The sequence below is a fragment of the Rhodococcus sp. NPDC060084 genome, from assembly GCF_042730335.1.
Classification (GTDB): domain Bacteria; phylum Actinomycetota; class Actinomycetes; order Mycobacteriales; family Mycobacteriaceae; genus Rhodococcus.
The window spans coordinates 1-19,425 of the sequence record NZ_JBHWWX010000048.1 but is presented as its reverse complement, the minus strand read 5'-3'; the positions used below and the strand labels follow the sequence as shown (position 1 = coordinate 19,425).

Annotated in this window: 20 protein-coding genes and 1 tRNA gene; 6 read left to right on the top strand and 15 right to left on the bottom strand. The window is 67.8% G+C overall.

What is annotated here, in order from left to right:
• Positions 1-5: 5 nt before the first annotated feature.
• The 11 genes from ACFWBU_RS19065 to ACFWBU_RS19015 form a co-directional block, all read right to left on the bottom strand.
• Complete coding sequence (locus ACFWBU_RS19065; RefSeq protein ID WP_378528984.1) at positions 6-821, bottom strand: DegV family protein; 816 nt, start codon at positions 819-821, stop codon at positions 6-8.
• A 5-nt stretch (positions 822-826) separates the two neighbouring features.
• Complete coding sequence (octT, locus tag ACFWBU_RS19060) at positions 827-1,618, bottom strand: diglucosylglycerate octanoyltransferase (protein ID WP_169620345.1); 792 nt, start codon at positions 1,616-1,618, stop codon at positions 827-829.
• Positions 1,605-2,183, bottom strand: a complete 579-nt coding sequence (locus tag ACFWBU_RS19055) for a histidine phosphatase family protein (RefSeq protein ID WP_240952107.1) — start codon at positions 2,181-2,183, stop codon at positions 1,605-1,607. The genes octT and ACFWBU_RS19055 overlap by 14 nt, the downstream gene beginning before the upstream one ends.
• Before the next feature lie 68 nt (positions 2,184-2,251).
• Positions 2,252-2,707, bottom strand: coding sequence for a ribosome silencing factor (gene rsfS, locus ACFWBU_RS19050; RefSeq protein WP_169620347.1), 456 nt, complete (start codon positions 2,705-2,707; stop codon positions 2,252-2,254).
• Positions 2,704-3,414, bottom strand: a complete 711-nt coding sequence (nadD, locus tag ACFWBU_RS19045) for a nicotinate-nucleotide adenylyltransferase (protein WP_378528983.1) — start codon at positions 3,412-3,414, stop codon at positions 2,704-2,706. The genes rsfS and nadD overlap by 4 nt, the downstream gene beginning before the upstream one ends.
• Positions 3,415-3,433: 19 nt before the next feature.
• Positions 3,434-4,879, bottom strand: a complete 1,446-nt coding sequence (locus ACFWBU_RS19040; RefSeq protein ID WP_169620348.1) for a VWA domain-containing protein — start codon at positions 4,877-4,879, stop codon at positions 3,434-3,436.
• Between the two features lies 1 nt (position 4,880).
• Positions 4,881-5,777, bottom strand: a complete 897-nt coding sequence (locus tag ACFWBU_RS19035; RefSeq protein WP_169620349.1) for a MoxR family ATPase — start codon at positions 5,775-5,777, stop codon at positions 4,881-4,883.
• 29 nt (positions 5,778-5,806) lie between these two features.
• The gene (locus ACFWBU_RS19030; RefSeq protein WP_378528982.1) at positions 5,807-7,087 is read right to left on the bottom strand and encodes a glutamate-5-semialdehyde dehydrogenase; all 1,281 of its coding nucleotides are present in this window, start codon (positions 7,085-7,087) and stop codon (positions 5,807-5,809) included.
• 55 nt (positions 7,088-7,142) lie between these two features.
• Positions 7,143-8,249, bottom strand: coding sequence for a D-alanine--D-alanine ligase family protein (locus ACFWBU_RS19025; RefSeq protein ID WP_169620351.1), 1,107 nt, complete (start codon positions 8,247-8,249; stop codon positions 7,143-7,145).
• Positions 8,250-8,331: 82 nt separating this feature from the next.
• Positions 8,332-9,456 carry a cystathionine gamma-lyase gene (locus ACFWBU_RS19020; protein WP_169651752.1) on the bottom strand — a complete coding sequence of 375 codons (1,125 nt, stop codon included), beginning with the start codon at positions 9,454-9,456 and terminating at the stop codon, positions 8,332-8,334.
• Between the two features lie 4 nt (positions 9,457-9,460).
• A complete protein-coding gene (locus ACFWBU_RS19015) occupies positions 9,461-10,459 on the bottom strand; it encodes an NAD(P)H-dependent glycerol-3-phosphate dehydrogenase (RefSeq protein ID WP_169620353.1) in 999 nt (332 codons plus the stop codon).
• 141 nt (positions 10,460-10,600) lie between these two features.
• Between ACFWBU_RS19015 and cofC the strand changes: the two genes are divergently transcribed.
• Genes cofC through ACFWBU_RS19000 form a run of 3 tightly spaced genes read left to right on the top strand, consistent with a single transcriptional unit; the run spans position 10,601 to position 14,496 of the window.
• On the top strand, positions 10,601-11,323 hold the full coding sequence (gene cofC / locus ACFWBU_RS19010; RefSeq protein WP_169620354.1) for a 2-phospho-L-lactate guanylyltransferase: 723 nt from the start codon (positions 10,601-10,603) through the stop codon (positions 11,321-11,323).
• The gene (locus tag ACFWBU_RS19005) at positions 11,320-13,536 is read left to right on the top strand and encodes an RNA degradosome polyphosphate kinase (RefSeq protein ID WP_378528981.1); all 2,217 of its coding nucleotides are present in this window, start codon (positions 11,320-11,322) and stop codon (positions 13,534-13,536) included. The genes cofC and ACFWBU_RS19005 overlap by 4 nt, the downstream gene beginning before the upstream one ends.
• A gap of 12 nt (positions 13,537-13,548) precedes the next feature.
• A complete protein-coding gene (locus tag ACFWBU_RS19000) occupies positions 13,549-14,496 on the top strand; it encodes an NUDIX hydrolase (RefSeq protein ID WP_169620355.1) in 948 nt (315 codons plus the stop codon).
• 180 nt (positions 14,497-14,676) lie between these two features.
• Here the strand turns inward: ACFWBU_RS19000 and ACFWBU_RS18995 are convergent, their stop codons facing one another.
• The 3 genes from ACFWBU_RS18995 to leuC form a co-directional block, all read right to left on the bottom strand.
• Positions 14,677-15,438, bottom strand: a complete 762-nt coding sequence (locus ACFWBU_RS18995) for an HU family DNA-binding protein (protein WP_169620356.1) — start codon at positions 15,436-15,438, stop codon at positions 14,677-14,679.
• 169 nt (positions 15,439-15,607) lie between these two features.
• Complete coding sequence (leuD, locus tag ACFWBU_RS18990; protein ID WP_169620357.1) at positions 15,608-16,204, bottom strand: 3-isopropylmalate dehydratase small subunit; 597 nt, start codon at positions 16,202-16,204, stop codon at positions 15,608-15,610.
• Between the two features lie 25 nt (positions 16,205-16,229).
• Complete coding sequence (gene leuC / locus ACFWBU_RS18985) at positions 16,230-17,657, bottom strand: 3-isopropylmalate dehydratase large subunit (protein WP_169651751.1); 1,428 nt, start codon at positions 17,655-17,657, stop codon at positions 16,230-16,232.
• A 118-nt stretch (positions 17,658-17,775) separates the two neighbouring features.
• On the opposite strand from leuC, the gene ACFWBU_RS18980 reads away from it, so the two are divergent.
• The 3 genes from ACFWBU_RS18980 (at position 17,776) to ACFWBU_RS18970 (ending at position 19,290) form a co-directional block, all read left to right on the top strand.
• The gene (locus ACFWBU_RS18980; protein WP_169620359.1) at positions 17,776-18,477 is read left to right on the top strand and encodes an IclR family transcriptional regulator; all 702 of its coding nucleotides are present in this window, start codon (positions 17,776-17,778) and stop codon (positions 18,475-18,477) included.
• A gap of 44 nt (positions 18,478-18,521) precedes the next feature.
• Positions 18,522-19,034, top strand: a complete 513-nt coding sequence (locus ACFWBU_RS18975) for a pyridoxamine 5'-phosphate oxidase family protein (protein WP_296549261.1) — start codon at positions 18,522-18,524, stop codon at positions 19,032-19,034.
• Positions 19,035-19,116: 82 nt separating this feature from the next.
• Positions 19,117-19,290, top strand: a complete 174-nt coding sequence (locus ACFWBU_RS18970) for a DUF5302 domain-containing protein (RefSeq protein ID WP_169620361.1) — start codon at positions 19,117-19,119, stop codon at positions 19,288-19,290.
• A 56-nt stretch (positions 19,291-19,346) separates the two neighbouring features.
• On the opposite strand, the gene ACFWBU_RS18965 is transcribed toward ACFWBU_RS18970, so the two are convergent.
• Positions 19,347-19,419: transfer RNA gene (locus tag ACFWBU_RS18965), tRNA-Glu, on the bottom strand.
• Positions 19,420-19,425 lie beyond the last annotated feature (6 nt).

Below are 19,425 nucleotides of genomic sequence, written 5' to 3'. Positions count from 1 at the left end.
CGGGGTCAGGCGTGCGCGACGACGACGCCCACCGCACCCGGCCCCACGTGCGCGCCGAGGACCGCGTCGAGTTCGGTGACCGTGACCTCCGCCTCCGGAAGCCGCTCGGACAGTTGCTCGACGAGCTGACCGGCTCGCTCGGGTGCGTCACGGTGGTGCACCGCGACGAGTGCGCCCGGCCCGGCCTCCGCGACGACACCGTCCACGAGTTTGGCCATCGCTTTGGTCATGGTGCGGGTCTTCTCCCGCAGAACCAATTTTCCTTCGACGAGGTGCAGCACCGGTTTCATCGCGAGGGCGGTGCCCAGCAGCGCGGTCGCGGTGCCGATACGGCCCCCGCGGCGCAGATGATCGAGACGGTCGACGACGAGAAGGGTCCTGGCGGACGCGGCGACCTTCTCGGCCCGGTAGAACACCTGGTCGAGGTCCTCGCCTGCCCGCGCAGCCTTCGCCGCGTCGAGCGCCGCGAAACCCAAACCCATTGCCGTGTTGCGGGAATCGACGAGCCGAATCCGCTCGCCCAGCTCGTCGGCGGCGGAGCGCGCGGCGTCCCAGGTTCCGGACAGCAATCGTGAGAGATGGACTGCCACCACACCGTCGCCGTCGCTGTCGGCGAGCGCCGACGCGTACGCCTCGGTCAGTTCCGCGGGCGAGGGGCCCGAGGTGGTCACCGTCGCAAGGCCGTCGGGGAGTGCGTCGACGCCCTCGCGAAGATCCTGTCCGTCCGCGATGACGTGCAACGGCACCACGCGGATGTCGTACCGATCCACCAGTTCCGGATCGAGACAACACGACGAATCGGTCACCACCACGACAGCCACGACGACTACCGTAAGCCGTCCGCGGCGGGTTGCGCATCCCGGTGCGCCATCCGGACAGCGTCCACGACAGCGGCGGCGACGCGGCGATGCGCTTCCCAGCCCCAGTGGATCCCGTCCGGATTCGCGTCGCCGGAATGGATGTCGTCGTGGACCGCCTCACCGAGATCGACGAGCGGAACGGCATTCCGCGATGCCCAACCGGTGATCGCGTGCACCGCGGGACGCCGGCCGCGGTGGACCGAGCGGTACTGCTCGCTGCGGTGCACCGACGGAAGTGTGCCGATGACCGGCAGGTCCGGGCGCACGTACGCCAGAGACTCCCGGATCATCTCGAGGTATTCGACGCTGATGCGCGGCGGCAGGGCGACAGGCCATCCCAGCGGGGAGAGCCGGGGCTGAAGCCACCCGTACGCGGTGCGGGCGACGCGGCGCAACGCCGGCGGACGCACGTACCGCAGTCCTTCCCGCAGGGCGGTGGGCAGCGGCGACGGGAGTGTGTCCATTCCTCCCACGCCGAGCACCACGGCGCCCGCACGCGGAATGGTCGCCCAGACGCGGGGGTCCTGCGTCAGCGCCCACCACGCGTCGCGGGAGGTCCACCCGATACGCGCCACGAGTTCCACATCCCAGCCCAGTTCGGCGGCGACGAGATTCGGCCAGATGCGCGGATCGTCGGCCGGTAGTCCGCCCTTGGGGCCGTAATAGCTCAGGGAGTCGGCGAGCACCAGCAGCGTCGGCCGCCGAGTCGCGGCACCTGCGTCGGTGTCCTCACCGGACACCGGCTCAGAGGACGTCATCGGGTGCCACCACAGCCGACGCGTTCCACACGTCGAGTCGCCAGGACGGCGTGTCACCGTAACCGCTCAACTGCACCCAGCCGGTGTTGCCGAGCCCTCCGAGCACCGGCCAGCGGTCCACGGGCAGGTCCAGCAGCGCTGCGGTGAGCGCCGCGATCAGCCCTCCGTGCGCCACCAGGACGATCGGCTCGTGACCCCACTGCTCGTGCTTGTCGAGCAGTTCCTCCACCAGGGGGACGCTGCGACGGGCGACATCCACGCGGCTTTCGCCCTCCGGCGGCGCCCAGGTCGCGTCGGCCCGCCAGGCACTGCGTGCGCCCGGACCGATCGCGTCGACGTCACTGTGGGTGAGGCCTTGCCACTGCCCGAGGTGGGTCTCACGCAGCCGCGCGTCGATCTCGACGGGAAGGCCCGCGCGGTCGGCGACGGCGACTGCGGTGTCGTACGCACGCCGCAGGTCCGACGAGACGACCGCGAACGGGTTCAGCGCAGCCATCGCGTCGGCGACGGCGGCGGCCTGTTTCCGGCCGAGGTCGGACAGTTCCGTGTCGAGTTGGCCTTGCATTCTCCGGGTCGCGTTGTACCCGGTCTGTCCGTGGCGCAGCAGAATCAGCCGGCGCACCCGCGGCTCGCTCACGCGTTGCCCGTGGGATCGACGTCGTCGGTCGCGGTACCGGTCTCACCGGGCGCCGTCTCGTCCGAGCCGGCCTCGACTGCCGAACGCGGGGTTCCGACGCCCTCGACGGGCACCGTCGGGCAGTCCTTCCACAGGCGCTCGAGCGCGTAGAAGTTGCGTTCCTCCTCGTGCTGGACATGCACCACCACGTCGACGTAGTCGAGAAGCGTCCATCGGCCTTCGCGGGTTCCCTCGCGGCGGACCGGCTTGTGACCGGCTTCGCGGAGCTTGTCCTCGATGTTGTCCACGATCGCGTTGACCTGGCGTTCGTTCGGCGCGGACGCGATGACGAAGCAGTCGGTGATCACCAACTGCTCCGACACGTCGAGCACCACGACATCGGTTGCCAGTTTCTCGTCGGCCGCCAGGGCCGCGACACGGGCCATCTCGATTGCTTCTGTCGATGCGCTCACTGCGTGCTCTTTCTCTCGGTACTGCTGTCGATGTAATGGTCGTCGGTGCCGGTGCTCGCGTCGGCGGTCGTGCTCTCGCTGTAGAGGCGGCGTTTGCTGATGTACTGCACCACTCCGTCCGGCACGAGGTACCAGACCGGCCGGTTCGCCCGGACCCGCTCCCGGCATTCGGTCGACGAGATCGCCAGGGCAGGGATCTCGATAAGGCTCACGGCCTCGTCCGGTAGGTCGACGAGGTGCGGCGCCAGATGTTCGGTGTGCAGGTCGTACCCGGGTCGCGAGACCCCGACGAAGCGGGCGAGACCGAACAGAGTCTGCCAATTCTGCCACGACAGGATCGACCCGAGCGCGTCCGCACCGGTGATGAAGTACAGCTCCGCACCCGGATACCTGTCGCGGAGGTCGCGCAGCGTGTCGACGGTGTACGTGGGCGTCCCCCGGTCGATGTCCACCCGGCTCACGGTGAATCGCGGGTTCGATGCCGTCGCGACCACCGTCATCAGGTACCGGTCCTCCGCGGGGCTGACGTCCCGTTTCGATTTCTGCCACGGCTGCCCGGTGGGGACGAAGATCACCTCGTCGAGACCGAAGCGTGCCGCGACCTCGCTGGCGGCAACGAGGTGGCCGTGGTGGATCGGGTCGAAGGTGCCGCCCATCACGCCCAGACGTCGCTGAGGCACTACGGGCCGCTCCGATGGCTGATGCACGATGGTTCAGCTTACGGGGTCACACCGGGAGCAGGCCCGCCACCACCGCGGCCAGCTGTTGCGCCGACCGGCACTCGTGCATCGTGATGACCTCCGCGTACGCGCGGGCCGCCGAATCTCCGGAGCCCCATTGGCCGCGCGGCTCGGGATTGAGCCAGTGAGCGTGCCGCGCGACACCGACGAGATGTTCGAGCACATCCAGGTTGGGATTGCGGTAGTTCGTCCGTGCGTCGCCGAGGATGAGCAGCGAACTCCGCCCGGTGAGGCTGTGGGCATGCCGCTCGGCGAAGGTCGCCAGCGCGTTGCCGTAGTCGGAGTGTCCGTCGTAAGTGATCAGGTCTGCCTCGCGCAGCATCCTCGACATCGCGTCACCGAGGTCGGCGCCCGACGAAAAGTAATGGGTCACTTCGTCGGTCGTGTCGATGAAGGCGAACACCCGCACCCGGGAGAACTGTTCGCGCAGCGCGTGCACGAGGAGCAGCGTGAAGTGCGAGAAACCGGACACCGAACCGGAGACGTCGCACAGCACGACCAGTTCCGGCCGGGCCGGTCGTGGCTTGCGGTTGATCAGGTCGATCGGCACGCCGCCGGTGGACATGGACTTTCGCAGTGTGCGGCGCAGGTCGATCGCGCCGGCACGAGACCGGCGACGACGGGCCGCGAGGCGGCTGGCGAGCAGACGCGCGAGGGGCATCACGCTGCGGCGGAGCGCGACCATGTCGGCATCGGAGGCACGGAGGAAGTCGACTTCCTCTGCCAACTTGGGCACACCGTACTTCTCGACGCGTTCGCGGCCGAGGTGTTCCGCGGTGCGCCGCCGCGTCTCCCGTTCGACCATTGCCCGGAAGTCCGCGATTCTCCGCGCCGCGGTCCGCCGGGCGACCTCGGTTTCGTAGTCGCCGTCCGCGCGTGCATCCGGTGCGCTGTTTCCGAGCAGGCCTTCGAGGATCCTGGTGAGCAGCGTCTCCGGAGCCACCTCGCGCAGAGCCTGATACGCCGAGAAGGAGGGTCCGTTGGACGACTTGTACTGCCCGAGTTCCTCCACCATCTGCGCGGTGAGCGCCTCGACGGCGGCCTGCGCTTCGGCGGAGTCGTCGGCGAGCAGTTCGGCGAGCAGTTCGCGGAGCGCGTCGAGGTCGATATCGCCGTCGGGAGTACGCGGAAGGTCGGCGTCGGGTGCGTCGGCGGTGCGGTGCCCGATGGCCGGTGGGAACCATAGGTCGAAGAGCGCGTCGAAGGTCGGCCGGTGAGTGGTGCGGCGCAGCACCGTGCAGGCGAGTCCTTCGCGCAGGGCTTCGCGGTCGAGCAGGTCGATCACGGTCATGACCCGGCCCGCGTCGACCGTTTCCGACGGGCCGACGGCGATGCCTCGGCGGCGCAGCGACTCGACGAATCCCACGAGGTGCCCGGGCAGACCGTGTGGTGCGATCGGCGTCCCCGCACCGGTCTGAAACGCGCCGGCCATGTCAGTTCAGCCGAAGCTCGGCTGCGGCGCGCAGTTGGTCGGATTGGTGCTTGAGCACGACCCCGAGGGTGGTGCGCACGGCCGCGTCGTCGAGTGTGTCGAGCCCGAGTGCGAGCAACGTCCGGCCCCAGTCGATGGTTTCGGCCACCGACGGCACCTTCTTGAGTTGCATGCCGCGCAGCACCCGCACCGTGCGCACGAGTTGCTCGGCGATCGCGTCCGGAAGTTCCGGTACGCGGCTCGCGAGGATCCGGCGTTCGAGGTCGGCGTCGGGGAAATCCAAATGCAGGAACAGACAGCGCCGCTTGAGTGCTTCGGACAGTTCGCGGGTGGCGTTGGAGGTCAGCACGGCGAAGGGCTTACGCGTCGCGACGATCGTGCCGAGTTCGGGGACGGTGACGGCGAAGTCGCTCAGCACCTCGAGCAGCAGACCCTCGATCTCCACGTCCGCCTTGTCGACCTCGTCGATGAGCAGCACCGTCGGATCCTCGCGGCGGATGGCCGTCAGCAGCGGGCGGGAGAGGAGGAACTCTTCCGAGAACACGTCTGCCTTGGTCTCGTCCCACGATTCGCCGGCCGCGGCGTTCGCGCCGGCGGACTGGATCCGCAGAATCTGCTTCGCGTGGTTCCACTCGTAGAGCGCGCGGGATTCGTCGACACCCTCGTAGCACTGCAAGCGAACCAGTTCCGCGCCGGACGTCTGGGCGACGGCCCGCGCGAGTTCGGTCTTGCCGACACCGGCGGGCCCCTCGATGAGCAGCGGCTTGTCGAGCCTGTCGGCGAGGAACACCGCGGTGGCCGTGGCCTTGTCCGCGAGGTAACCGGTCTCCGCCAGGCGATCGATCACTTCCTGGACATCCGCGAAGATCGGCGGGGTGATGGGCAGCGCACGATCCACGCTGAGTCCTTTCGTCGGGCCGGCCGGGTTCAGGCCGGGCGGGTGTGGCCGGCGCCCCACACCACCCATTTGGTGGAGGTCAGCTCCGGCAGGCCCATGGGACCCCGGGCGTGCAGTTTCTGCGTGGAGATTCCGATCTCGGCTCCGAACCCGAACTGCTCTCCGTCGGTGAACGCCGTCGACGCGTTGACCATAACGGCTGCTGCATCGACACGGGCGGTGAACTCCCGGGCCGCCGCGAGATCGGACGTGACGATGGCTTCGGTGTGACCGGTTCCGTACCGATCGATGTGCTCCACGGCCGCATTCAGGTCGTCGACCACCGCGAGCGCAACGTCGAGCGTGAGGTATTCCTGCGCCCAGTCCTCTTCGGTGGCCGGGATCAGACCGGGCAGGTCGCCGTGCACGGTCACGCCGTGCGACTGCAGTGCCTCCAGCAACTGCGGGACGGCGGTGTCGGCGACGGCCTTGTCGACCAGGATCGTCTCCGCCGTGTTGCACACGCTGGGCCGGCGGGTCTTCGCGTTCACCACGATCCTCTCGGCCATCTCGAGGTCGGCGGCGGCGTGGACGTATACGTGGCAGTTACCGACACCGGTCTCGATGGTCGGCACGGTGGCATCCCTGACGACCGCGGCGATCAGACCGGCACCGCCACGCGGGATGACCACGTCGACGAGCCCGCGGGCCTGGATGAGATGGGTGACCGACGAACGGTCGGCGCTGGGCAGCAGTTGCACCGCGTCGGCCGGCAGTCCCTGTGCTTCGAGCGCGGGGCGCAGCGCGGCGACGAGCGCGGCATTGGAACGTGCCGCCGAGGAGGAACCGCGCAACAACGCCGCGTTGCCCGACTTCAGCGCAAGACCGAACGCGTCGACGGTGACGTTGGGGCGGGCCTCGTAGACCATCCCGACGACGCCGAGCGGCACCCGCACCTGCCGCAATTCGAGTCCGTTGGGCAGCGTCGAACCGCGGACGACTTCGCCGACCGGGTCCGGCAATCCGGCGACCTGCCGCAGCCCCGACGCGATGCCGTCGACGCGTGCGGCCGTGAGCCGCAGCCGGTCGAGGAGAGACTCTTCCGTACCGGCCGCGCGGGCGGCGTCGATGTCTTCGGCGTTGGCGGCGAGCACGGCGTCGGTCGCGGCGAGCACGGCGTCGGCGGCCGCGTGGAGCGCGGCGTCCTTCTCGGCAGTGGTCAGCAACGCAAGACGGCGGGACGCGACGCGGGCGCGGCGGGCCGCGGCATGCACGGCTTCACGGGTGTCTCCGGCGTCGGTCACCACTGAGTCGGGAGTCACGGCAGTCATGCCCACAGCCTAGTCGTGGATACGGGGGCTCCGACAAGCGCGGCACCCGTCCGGGTCAGCGAAGACCGGTGCCTCGTGCGAGAGCGGTCCGTACGAGCGTGTCGACGAGTTCGCGGTACCCGATCCCGGTGGCTTCCCACATCTTCGGATACATCGAGATCGACGTGAATCCGGGCATCGTGTTGATCTCGTTGATCACCGGCCCGTTGTCCGTGACGAAGAAGTCGACCCGCGACAGGCCCTGGCAATCGAGGGCGCGGAACGCGCGGACGGCCATGTCGCGGATTTCGTCCGAGACGGCGGGGTCGAACTTCGCCGGTACGTCGAACTCGCACACGTCGTCGAGGTACTTGGTGTCGAAGTCGTAGAACGCCTCGTGGTCGCCGGAGGTGTCGGGCATGCGGATCTCCGCGACCACGCTGGCCCGCACGTCTCCGTCGGGGAACTCGAGGACGCCGCACTCGACTTCGCGTCCCACGATTGCGGATTCGACGATGACCTTCGGATCGTGCGCTCGGGCTCTGCCGACGGCGGCGTCGAACGCCGCCCAGTCGGTGACGCGGCTGACGCCGATCGACGATCCGCCGCGGGCCGGCTTGACGAAGACGGGAAGTCCCAGTTGCTGCTTCTGTTCCTCGGTGAGGGTGGCCGTACCCGGCCGCATCACGATCTGGAAGCCGACCGGCAGCCCCTCCGCGGCCAGCAGTTTCTTGGTGAACTCCTTGTCCATTCCGGCTGCGCTCGCGAGCACCCCGGGACCGACGTAGGGCACGTCGGCGAGTTCGAGCAGTCCCTGGATGGTGCCGTCCTCCCCGTAGTGGCCGTGCAGCACCGGGAAGACCACGTCGACCGACGCGAGCACCTTGCCGAATTCCCCCGCGTCGAGGGCGACGATGTCGCCGCTTCGGGTGGGGTCTGCGGTGAGGACCAGCGACGAACCGTTCGCGTCCACGACGGGCAGTTCGCGCCCCGCCTTGGCGAGCCGCGCCGGGTCGGTGTCGCCGAGCACCCAGGACCCGTCGGTCGTGATCCCGATCGGGACGACGTCGTACTGCTCGGGGTCGAGGTTGCTCAGAATACTGCCCGCCGACAGACAGGAGACGGAGTGTTCGTTGCTGCGACCGCCGAAGACGACGGCCACCCGGGTTCGGGGCGTACTCACGGCACAAACCGTACCGGTAAGCCGCGCTGTCTCCCCAGCCGCGTCCCGATCCGCCCGCACGCCCGGCCCGCCGCCCGGGATGTCACAACGAGCCGAGGGCCGCGTGCAGGTCGCTCAGAAGATCGGCGGTGTCTTCGATTCCGCACGACAACCGGATGAAGCCGTCCGGCACGGGATCGCCCCAGCGAGCCCGACGATCCGCAGTGGTGTGGATACCGCCGAAACTCGTCGCCGGGAGAACGAGTTCGGCAGCGTTCACGAACCGATGGACGTCGGGTGCGCTGGGCAGCACGAACGTGACCAAGGGCCCGAATTTCTGCATCTGCGCGGCCGCCACCGGGTGAGCGGGGTCCGAGTCCAGTCCCGGGTATCGCACTCCGGTCACGGCGGGGTGCTCGCTGAGCATCCGGGCGACGGCGAGGGCGTTCGCGCACTGCCGTTCGATCCGCAGCCCCGCCGTTCCGAGACTGCGGTGGGCCAGCCACGTTTCGAACGGCCCGAGCACGGTGCCCGAGTGCAAGCGCTCGCGATCGAGCCGCGGGAGCAGCGCGGCGTCCGAGACCGCCACGTATCCGAACAGAAGATCGCTGTGCCCGCTGAGGGATTTCGTACCGCTGGCGACGACGATGTCCGCCCCGAGAGCGAGTGGGGTCTGCCCGAGCGGAGTGGCGGTGGTGTTGTCGACCAGCAGCAGCGCCCCCGCCGCGCTGCACAACTCGGCGGTGGCCCGTAGATCGACGATGTCGAGGCCGGGGTTCGACGGGGTTTCGGCGAGCACCACCGCCTTGTCTCCGGCACCGGCGAGGATGCTGCGCAGCGTTCCGTCGCCGAACTCGGCAACGGAGAGTTCACGAACCACTGCGCCGTGGCCGGCGAGGAAGTCCTGCGCATAGGCACGCACCTGGTAATAACCGTCGGCGGGCACCACGACGGTCGCACCGGGACGGCTGAACGCTCTCAGCGCGACGGTGATCGCCGACATTCCGGATCCGACGACCCGCGCGGCGACAGCGCCTTCGAGCGTCGCGAGGGCTGTTTCGAGGGCACGCCAGCCGGGGTTGGACGCGCGTGCGTAGGTGTCCACCTCCGCGCTTTCGTCTTCGCCGAGAAGATAGGGCGCGGCGAATACCGGTCCCTGCTGGAGCGGCGAACCCGGCGTGCCTTCGGCGGCAACAGCTTTCACACAACGTGTGGAATCTCCGGTCATGTGCTTATTCCGGCTTGATTCGCCGGCCGAGCAGCAGACCGATCGCGTCGTGCACCGACATCCCCTCGTGGCACACCCGGTGCACCGCGTCGGTGAGGGGCATCTCCACGTCGTAGCTCGCTGCGAGCGCCCGCACCGATGTGCAGGACTTGACGCCTTCGGCGACCTGGCCGTGGGTGGCCTCCTGCGCACTCTCGAGCGACTCTCCTCTGCCGAGGCGTTCACCGAAAGAACGGTTGCGGGACAACGGCGAACTGCATGTCGCGACGAGATCGCCGACTCCCGCGAGGCCGGCGAGGGTGGTGGGCATGGCGCCGAGCGCGACTCCGAGCCTGATGATCTCGGCGAGGCCCCGGGTGATGATGCTCGCAACGGTGTTCTCGCCGAGGCCGACCCCGGCCGCCATGCCGCACGCCAGTGCGATCACGTTCTTGCACGCGCCACCGATCTCACAGCCGATGACGTCGGAGTTGGTGTAGGGGCGGAAATAGCCTGTGGCGCACGATTTCTGGATTTCCAGCGCACGCGTCGAATCGGGGCACGCGATCACCGTTGCGGCAGGCTGCCCCTCCGCGATCTCCGGAGCCAGGTTCGGGCCGGAGAGGACGGCGATGCGGTGCGGGTCGGCTCCCGTGACCTGGCCGATGACCTGGCTCATGCGCATGAGGGTGCCGCTCTCGATCCCCTTCGCGAGGCTGAGCAGGGTGGCGCCGGACCCGATGTCGTCGCGCCACGCCCCCAGGTTGGCGCGCAGGGACTGGCTCGGCACCGCGAGCACCGCGAAGTCGACGCCGTCGAGCGCCACACGATGATCGGTCGTCGCCCTCAAAGACGCGGGGAGCGCGACGCCCGGCAGATAGGCCGGGTTTTCGTGGCGCTCACCGATGGCCTGCGCCACCTCCGCCCGGCGCGCCCAGATCGTCACGTCGGTGCCTGCTTCTGCGAGCACCTTCGCGAAGGCAGTCCCCCACGACCCTGCTCCCAGAACTGCCGCTTTGGTCACAAATCCCCCTCTGTTCCCTCATTCGTTCCGACGCGCTTCCGGCACGCGCGTCACTGCACGCTGTTGCTTTCAGTATCGCCCAGGTGGACGGACGGCACCGCGACCCGCCCTCGCCCGCGACCGGCTGGCACAATCACGCCCATGCCCGCGGTGCACATTCTCGTCCCGGTCAAGGCCCTCGGCCTGGCCAAGTCGAGACTGGCGCATGCCCTCGAACCGGACGCACGCGCCGAACTGGTGCTCGCGATGCTCGAGGACACCCTCGCCGCAGCCCGGAACACCGACGACGCCGTGGTCACCGTGATCACCTCCGACCACCGGGTTGCGGCCGTTGCCCGACGGTCGGGCGCAGCGGTGCTCGCAGATCCCCCGGCCGCGAGCGGTCAGGACCGGCAGGATTCGCTGAACGCGGCCCTGCGATCTGCTGCCGAACACGCCCGGGACGACTCGCCCGGTGTCGATCTCGTCGCGTTGCAGGCAGACCTTCCCTCCTTGCGCCCCCACGAACTGGCCGAGGCACTCGAGGCGGCCCGCGCGACGGGGACCATGATCGTCGCCGACCACACCGGCTCGGGTACCACCGCACTTCTCCACTGCACGTCGCAGCGTCCGCTGCACCCCCGGTTCGGTCCGGACTCCGCGCACCGGCACCTCGAGGCCGGTGCCCTCGCCGTGGAGGCGCACCTGCCCGGCCTGCGACTCGACGTCGACACGATCGACGATCTGGGGGCCGCGGTGCGTCTGGGAGTCGGTGCGGCCACCGCCGCGTTGCTCGACCGGATCGGCTCCGCGCTTCCCTTCCCGTATCCGACCTCCCGCCGGGAGCCTCATACTTCACCGGTTCCTGACACAATGGGACGGTGACCAACGGCGACACCCCCGAGCAGAGCGTCGGCATCGAACAGAGTGCCGGAACCGAGCAAGGTGCCCTCTCCGGCACCACCCGACCGCAGGGACGCGTGGCCACCGCCACCAGCGCCCCACCAGCGGCCATCGACTCCCAGCTGAAGACGAACCGCAACGACGGCCTGCCCCGCGATCGGTACCTCAACCGCGAGTTGAGCTGGCTCGACTTCAATGCCCGGGTACTCGCCTTGGCGGAAGACACTTCTCAGCCGTTGCTCGAGCGCGCCAAGTTCCTCGCGATCTTCGCGTCGAACCTCGACGAGTTCTACATGGTGCGGGTCGCGGGGCTCAAGCGCCGCGCGGAGACCGGACTGTCCGTCCGGTCCGCCGACGGCCTCTCTCCCCGGGCGCAGCTCGCGCTCATCGCGTCGAGCACGCAGGAACTCGCGGGACGGCACGCGCAGGTCTTCCTCGACTCGGTCCTGCCGGCTCTCGAAACCGAGGGTATCTCGATCATCAAATGGGCGGATCTGACCGCCGGCGAACGTGGACGGCTCACGCGGTACTTCGCGGAACAGGTGTTCCCCGTCCTCACGCCGCTCGCCGTCGACCCCGCCCACCCGTTCCCCTACATCAGCGGTTTGAGCCTGAATCTCGCTGTGACGGTGAAGGATTGTGAATCGTCGGGCGAGCATTTCGCGCGAGTCAAGGTGCCCGACAACGTCGATCGTTTCGTCCGGGTCGACCGCGCCGGGTCGCTGCACGGCCTCGCGGCATTCCTGCCGCTCGAAGAGCTCATCGCGGCTCACCTGGACGTGCTGTTCCCGGGCATGGAAATCGTGGAGCACCACGCGTTCCGGGTGACACGCAACGCCGATTTCGAGGTCGAAGAGGACCGCGACGAAGACCTTCTCAAGGCGCTCGAACGGGAACTGGCACGACGACGGTTCGGTTCGCCCGTCCGCCTCGAGGTGTCCGACGACATGACCGAGCACATGCTCGACCTGTTGCTCCGCGAGCTGGACGTAGACCCTGCGGACGTCGTCCAGCTCCCCGGCCTCCTCGACCTGTCGTGCCTGTGGCAGGTCCACGCCGTCGACCGCCCGGATCTGAAGGATGTGCCGTTCGTTCCCGCAACGCATTTCGCCTTCGGGGAGAGGGAGACACCGAAGAGCGTGTTTTCGACGCTGCGCGAGGGGGACGTCCTCGTCCACCATCCGTACGACTCGTTCTCGACGAGCGTTCAGCGGTTCATCGAGCAAGCCGCCGCGGACAGCCAGGTCCTGGCGATCAAGCAGACGCTGTACCGCACCTCCGGTGACTCCCCCATCGTCGACGCACTGGTGACGGCCGCGGAGGCCGGCAAGCAGGTCGTTGCCCTCGTCGAGATCAAGGCGCGTTTCGACGAGCAGGCGAACATCAAGTGGGCGCGAAAACTCGAGCAGGCGGGCGTGCACGTGGTGTACGGCCTGGTGGGACTCAAGACCCACTGCAAGACCTGCCTGGTGGTCCGTCGTGAAGGGTCCACCATCCGCCGCTACTGCCACATCGGCACGGGCAACTACAACCCGAAGACTGCTCGGCTCTACGAGGACGTGGGTCTACTCACCTCGTCGCCGGAGATCGGCGCCGACCTGACCGACCTGTTCAACACCCTCACGGGTTACTCGCGGAAGGCGCAGTACCGCAACCTGCTCGTCGCGCCCCACGGAGTCCGCAGAGGCATCATCGAGCGCATCGACCGGGAGATCGAACACCATGCGGCGGGTCGGCCGACGCGGGTTCGCCTCAAAGCCAATGCCCTCGTCGACGAGCAGGTCATCGACGCCCTCTATCGGGCGTCCTGTGCCGGCGTCCCCGTCGAAATAGTCGTACGCGGCATCTGTGCTCTCAAACCGGGCGTTCCGGGCCTGAGCGAGAACATCACCGTGCGCTCCATCCTCGGCCGGTTCCTCGAGCATTCGCGCATCTTTCACTTCCTCGGCAGCGACGAGTGCTGGATCGGCAGCGCCGACATGATGCACCGCAACCTCGACCGCCGGGTCGAGGTCATGGTGCAGGTGAAAAACCCTCGGCTGGCGCATCAGTTGCAGGACATCTTCGATTCCGCGCTCGATCCGGCCACGCGGTGCTGGACCCTCGAGGCCGACGGCACATGGACGGCTTCCCCCGCGCCGGGCACGGCAGCGCGCGACCACCAGATGGAACTCATGCGCAGCCGCGCATCGTAAGCGGAGGCACCGGTGACCGATTCGTCCGATAAGCCGATGAAGGCCAACATCTTTGCCGCAGGTGCAGTGCTGTGGCGTCCCGCCGGTGGCGACCCCACCCGGCTCGCCGGTGGCGACGTCGAAGTCGCAGTTGTCCACCGGCCCCGATACGACGACTGGTCGTTTCCGAAAGGGAAACTCGACCCCGGGGAGACCGCAGTCGTTGCCGCGGTCCGTGAAATCCGGGAAGAAACCGGATTTCGGCCCGTCCTCGGCCGGCACCTCGGCCGGGTGACTTATCCGGTGCCCGGACACCGGAAACTCAAACGGGTGGACTACTGGGCAGCGAAGCCGGCCGACGGCGAGTTCGTCCCGAACGACGAAGTCGACGAATTGCGTTGGGTGACACCCGAAGCCGCGTTCGACCAGCTGTCGTATCCGATGGACCGCAGCGTGCTCCGGCGTTTCAGGTTGCTGCCCGCCGACACCGGGACGGTAGTGATCGTCCGGCACGCGAAGGCGGGAAGCCGCAAGAAACATCGGGGCGACGACCGAACCCGGCCTCTGGATGCGGCCGGCAAGACACAAGCGGCCGCACTTGTCCCCCAGTTGCGCGCGTTCGGCGGAGACAGCGTCACGTCGGCCGACCGCACGCGGTGCGTCGACACCGTGGCACCGTTCGCCGCGGACATCGGCGTCGAGGTTGCGCTCGAACCCTCGCTGTCGGAAGAGGAATACAACGCAGATCCCCAACTGGGCCGCAAGCGCGCACTCGACATCGTCGCGCGCGGTGGCACCCCGGTGATCTGCAGCCAGGGAAAGGTCATTCCCGATCTTGTCTCGTGGTGGGCTGCCCGGGACGGGATCACGCTCCCACCCGCCCGGAATCGCAAGGCGAGCATGTGGGTGCTCTCGCTGAAGGGCGACCGTCTCCTCGCGGCCGACCACCTCGACAGTCCGCTGCCTTCGAAGCAGTCCTGACCGCTTCGCTCACCCGGGTACGCATCCGGGTGAGCGACGGTCGCAGCATGGCATCCAGACGCCAACGGCGGCTACCGGAGATATCCGGTAGCCGCCGAGTGCCACCCGTCCCGCGCACACGCGAACCGGTGGTGGGCGCCGAACTGTTGCTCGGGCGCCGAATTACTTCTCGGTGCCGAATTACTTCTTGGCGGTCCTGCGGGCCGTGGTCTTCTTGGCCGGAGCCTTCTTCGCCGCCGCAGTGGTCTTCTTGGCCGCGGTGGTGGTCTTCTTGGCCGGGGCCTTCTTCGCTGCGGTGGTGGTCTTCTTCGCCGCGGTGCTCTTGGTCGCGGTGGTGGTCTTCTTGGCCGGGGCCTTCTTTGCCGCGGTCGTGGTCTTCTTCGCCGCGGTGCTCTTGGTCGCGGTGGTGGTCTTCTTGGCCGGAGCCGACTTTGCCGCAGTGGTCTTCTTCGCCGCGGTGGTCTTCTTGGCCGGAGCCGACTTTGCCGCAGTGGTCTTCTTCGCTGCGGTGCTCTTGGCTGCAGTGGACTTGGCTGCGGTCGTCTTCTTGGCCGCGGTCGACTTGGCGGCAGCGGTCTTCTTCGCAGCCTTCTTGGCGGCAGCGGACTTCTTCACTGCAGCAGCCGCACCGCGTTTGACGGCCGGTCCCGTGGCGGGGAGCTTCTGGGTACCGGCGATGACTGCCTTGAACTGCGCACCCGGACGGAAAGCCGGCACCGACGTCGGCTTGACCTTGACAGTCTCACCGGTGCGCGGGTTGCGGGCGACGCGCGCCGCACGGCGACGCTGCTCGAAGACACCGAATCCGGTGATGGTGACGCTCTTCCCGTCGTGCACCGCGCGCACGATCGCGTCCACAATGTGCTCGACGGCCGCCGTGGCGGTGCGCCTGTCCGAACCGAGCTTGTCGGTCAGAACGTCGATCAGCTCTGCCTTGTTCATGATTTCCTCCGCACATCTACGGTCCACCGTCAGACCGACTCCAGTCCACGGTAGACCCGCAAACGGACTAGAGTCTATGTGCCACGCGGATTCTCATGCAAATAAGTCGCAGGTCCCGGCTCGACCGAGGGGTCGAACCGAGACCTGCAGGGGCCTTTTCAGGCTCGGATCACGGGGCCGGAAGAGTCCGTGGTTTCCAAGAAGGCCTTGACTTTTCGTACTCGGAAATGGCTTCTACCTGGCGCAACGTCAACCCGATGTCGTCGAGACCCTCCAGCAGACGCCACCGTGTGTAGTCGTCAATAACGAACGGCACCACGGTCGTTCCGGCGGTCACTGTCCGAGTTTCCAAATTCACATCGAGTTCGAGCCCGGGCTGCTGTTCGATGAGTTTCCAGAGCAATTCGACGTCGTCCTGCTCGACCTGAGCGGCCAGAAGTCCGGCCTTTCCGGCATTGCCGCGGAAGATGTCGGCGAAGCGGGACGAAATCACAACCCGGAATCCGTAATCGGACAAGGCCCACACCGCGTGTTCACGCGAGGAACCGGTGCCGAAATCCGGACCGGCGACGAGAACGCTGCCACGGTCGAACGGCGGGGTGTTGAGAACGAATGCCGGATCGTTACGCCACGCGGCGAACAGTCCGTCTTCGAATCCGGTGCGGGTGACGCGTTTCAGATACACCGCCGGGATGATCTGGTCGGTGTCGACGTTGGACCGGCGCAGGGGAACGCCGATGCCCTTGTGAGTAGTGAAGGCTTCCATCGAAATATCTCCTCGGTCCTGTGCTCTAGTCCAGATCCGCCGGCGCGGAGAGGGTGCCGCGCACCGCTGTTGCGGCCGCGACTGCCGGGGAGACGAGGTGCGTGCGACTGCCCTTGCCCTGACGCCCCTCGAAGTTACGGTTCGACGTGGATGCCGACCGCTCACCCGGCGCAAGCTGATCCGGGTTCATGCCCAGGCACATCGAGCAGCCGGCCTGACGCCATTCCGCCCCTGCGGCCGTGAAGATCTCACCGAGACCTTCTTCCTCCGCCTGGACACGAACACGCATCGAACCGGGCACGACCAGCATTCGCACACCGTCGGCGACTTTTCGTCCGTCGAGCACTTCGGCGACGGCGCGCAGATCCTCGATCCGTCCGTTGGTGCAGGAACCGACGAACACGGTGTCGATCTTGATGTCGCGCAGCGGCATACCGGGTTCGAGGTCCATGTACCGAAGGGCCTTCTCGGCAGCAGACCGTGCGGTCTCCTCCGCGATCTCCTCGGGCACCGGCACCGTGGAGCCGAGCGGTGCACCCTGGCCCGGGTTGGTTCCCCACGTCACGAACGGGGTGAGCGCACTGCCGTCGATGCGGACCTCTGCGTCGAAAACCGCGTCGTCGTCGGTCTTCAGCTGTTCCCACGCTTCCACGGCCGCGTCCCAATCCGCGCCCTTCGGCGCGTGCGGACGACCCTTGATGAACTCGTAGGTGGTGGCGTCGGGAGCGATCATGCCGGCGCGCGCGCCTGCCTCGATCGACATGTTGCAGATCGTCATCCGCGATTCCATGGACAGCTTGCGGATCGCCTCGCCGCGGTATTCCAGGACGTAACCCTGCCCACCGCCGGTACCGATCTCGGCGATGATCGCGAGAATGAGGTCTTTGGAGGTGACGCCGGGCTGGAGTTCGCCGTCGACGGTGATCGCCATGGTCTTGAAAGGCCGCAGCGACAGCGACTGCGTCGCCATGACGTGCTCGACCTCGCTGGTGCCGATACCCATTGCGAGCGCACCGAATGCCCCGTGGGTGGAGGTGTGGCTGTCGCCGCACACCACCGTCATGCCGGGCTGGGTGAGTCCGAGCTGGGGCCCGACCACGTGGACGATGCCCTGGTCGAGGTCTCCCATCGGATGCAGCCGGACGCCGAACTCCTCGCAGTTGCGACGCAGCGTCTCGACCTGCGTGCGCGAGATGGGATCGGCGATCGGCTTGTCGATGTCGATCGTCGGAACGTTGTGGTCCTCGGTCGCAATGGTGAGATCGGGGCGGCGCAGCGAACGCCCCGCCAGCCGCAGGCCGTCGAAGGCCTGCGGACTCGTCACCTCGTGCACGAGGTGCAGGTCGATGTAGATCAGATCCGGCTCTCGCGCCGAACCTTCTCCTCCACCACGCACGATGACGTGCTGATCCCACACTTTCTCCGCCAGAGTCTTTCCAGCCATCTTCTCCACCTGTCGTACGTGACGAACGCGAGACCGATTCAGGGCTGTCCGGCCCGCGTATGGTGTCGTCCCCGCCTCGTTCCGCATGCGTTATGCTTCCCAGCATGCGAGACGGAGGTATCGACCTATGAGACAGCATAGCGGGATCGGAGTGTTGGACAAAGCGATGACTGTCCTACACGCGGTGGCCGAACAACCGTGCAATCTCAACGAGTTGTGCACCCGCACAGGTTTGCCGCGGGCCACCGCGCACCGTCTCGCAGTCGGTCTCGAAGTACACCGCCTCCTCATGCGCGACGGTGACGGTCAGTGGCGTCCGGGCCCGGGTCTGGCCGAACTCTCCACCGGCGCCGGCGACTCGCTCGCCGAGGCCGCCTCCCTCGTCCTGCCCCGGTTGCGCGAAATCACCGGCGAGAGCGTGCAGTTGTACCGTCGCGAAGGCACCCACCGGGTGTGCGTCGCAGCACTCGAGCCGCCGACGGGACTGCGCGACACAGTCCTTGTCGGTTCGCGTCTGCCGATGACCGCCGGATCAGGCGCCAAAGTTCTGCTCGCGTGGGCCGATACGGCCGTACAGCGCGCGATCCTGCCCGACGCCGCGTTCGGGGAACGCGTCCTCACCGAAGTCCGCCGTCGCGGATGGGCGCAGAGCGCGGCCGAACGCGAACCCGGCGTTGCGTCCGTGGCCGCACCCGTCCGGGACGGTGGCGGTGCTGTCGTCGCGGCGGTCTCGGTGTCCGGACCGATCGACCGCATGGGACGCCGGCCGGGTGCCCGGTGGGCCGCAGACCTTCTCGCCGCCGCCGAGGCGTTGCAGAAACGACTCTGACGACCCCTGGTGGCGGATGTGCGTGGTATGTCACAGTTCTCGTCATGGGAACCAACCGTCGCGCCGAAATCGCTATGACCGACTCGGAAATCTCCGATTTTCTGCACCACAGCCGTGTGGCGACCCTCGCATCGCTCGGTCCCACGGGCATGCCCCACCTCGTCGCGATGTGGTACGCGGTACTGGACGGCGAGATCTGGTTCGAGACGAAGGCGAAGTCCCAGAAGGTCGTCAATCTCCGGCGCGACAACCGCGTCACCGCACTGGTCGAGGCGGGCGACACGTACGACCAGTTGCGGGGCGTCGCACTCGAGGGCCACGCCGAGATCACCGACGACCACGACACCGTGTTCGCCGTCTGCCGCGACGTGTGGAATCGGTACACCGCTCCCTACACCGAGGAGGCGCGGCCCGCGGTGGAGCAGATGATGGCCAAGCGGGTCGCCGTCCGCGTCGTGCCCGGGCGGGTCCGATCCTGGGATCACCGCAAGCTGGGTCTGCCCGCGATGGAGATCGGCGGGACCACGGCTGCGTACCTCTCCTCGCCCGCACGCTGAACCTCGGCCCCCGATAAATGGGGCGACAGCGCCGTTCCCCCGGCGCTACATTTCGAGGGCATCGGCGAAGGAAGGGGACACCATGACCGACTCGGAGAAGGAACACCTCAAACAGAAATTCCGTGACGCGCTCGAGCGCAAGAACAAGAATCAGCGCGACGGGCACGGCACCGCGCACCTCGACGCTCAATCCAAGGCTCGCGGACCGAAGGCGACTGCGGACCATCACCGCGAGTTCCGGCGCAAGAGCGTATGAGATGGGCCCGGCACGAAAAAGACCCTCCGAGCGATGCTCGGAGGGTCTTCTGCCTGTACCCCCGATGGGATTCGAACCCACGCTACCGCCGTGAGAGGGCGGCGTCCTAGGCCGCTAGACGACGGGGGCCTGGAC

What these genes read in the sequence shown, in the direction of transcription:
- ACFWBU_RS18975 (WP_296549261.1), top strand. Translation starts at nt 18,522, where the DNA reads ATGGGAACCAACCGTCGCGCCGAAATCGCTATGACCGACTCGGAAATC.
- ACFWBU_RS18980 (WP_169620359.1), top strand. Translation starts at nt 17,776, where the DNA reads ATGAGACAGCATAGCGGGATCGGAGTGTTGGACAAAGCGATGACTGTC.
- ACFWBU_RS19040 (WP_169620348.1), bottom strand. Translation starts at nt 4,879, where the DNA reads ATGGCCGGCGCGTTTCAGACCGGTGCGGGGACGCCGATCGCACCACAC.
- cofC (WP_169620354.1), top strand. Translation starts at nt 10,601, where the DNA reads ATGCCCGCGGTGCACATTCTCGTCCCGGTCAAGGCCCTCGGCCTGGCC.
- leuD (WP_169620357.1), bottom strand. Translation starts at nt 16,204, where the DNA reads ATGGAAGCCTTCACTACTCACAAGGGCATCGGCGTTCCCCTGCGCCGG.
- ACFWBU_RS19020 (WP_169651752.1), bottom strand. Translation starts at nt 9,456, where the DNA reads ATGACCGGAGATTCCACACGTTGTGTGAAAGCTGTTGCCGCCGAAGGC.
- ACFWBU_RS19055 (WP_240952107.1), bottom strand. Translation starts at nt 2,183, where the DNA reads ATGCAAGGCCAACTCGACACGGAACTGTCCGACCTCGGCCGGAAACAG.
- ACFWBU_RS18995 (WP_169620356.1), bottom strand. Translation starts at nt 15,438, where the DNA reads ATGAACAAGGCAGAGCTGATCGACGTTCTGACCGACAAGCTCGGTTCG.
- ACFWBU_RS18970 (WP_169620361.1), top strand. Translation starts at nt 19,117, where the DNA reads ATGACCGACTCGGAGAAGGAACACCTCAAACAGAAATTCCGTGACGCG.
- octT (WP_169620345.1), bottom strand. Translation starts at nt 1,618, where the DNA reads ATGACGTCCTCTGAGCCGGTGTCCGGTGAGGACACCGACGCAGGTGCC.
- ACFWBU_RS19030 (WP_378528982.1), bottom strand. Translation starts at nt 7,087, where the DNA reads ATGACTGCCGTGACTCCCGACTCAGTGGTGACCGACGCCGGAGACACC.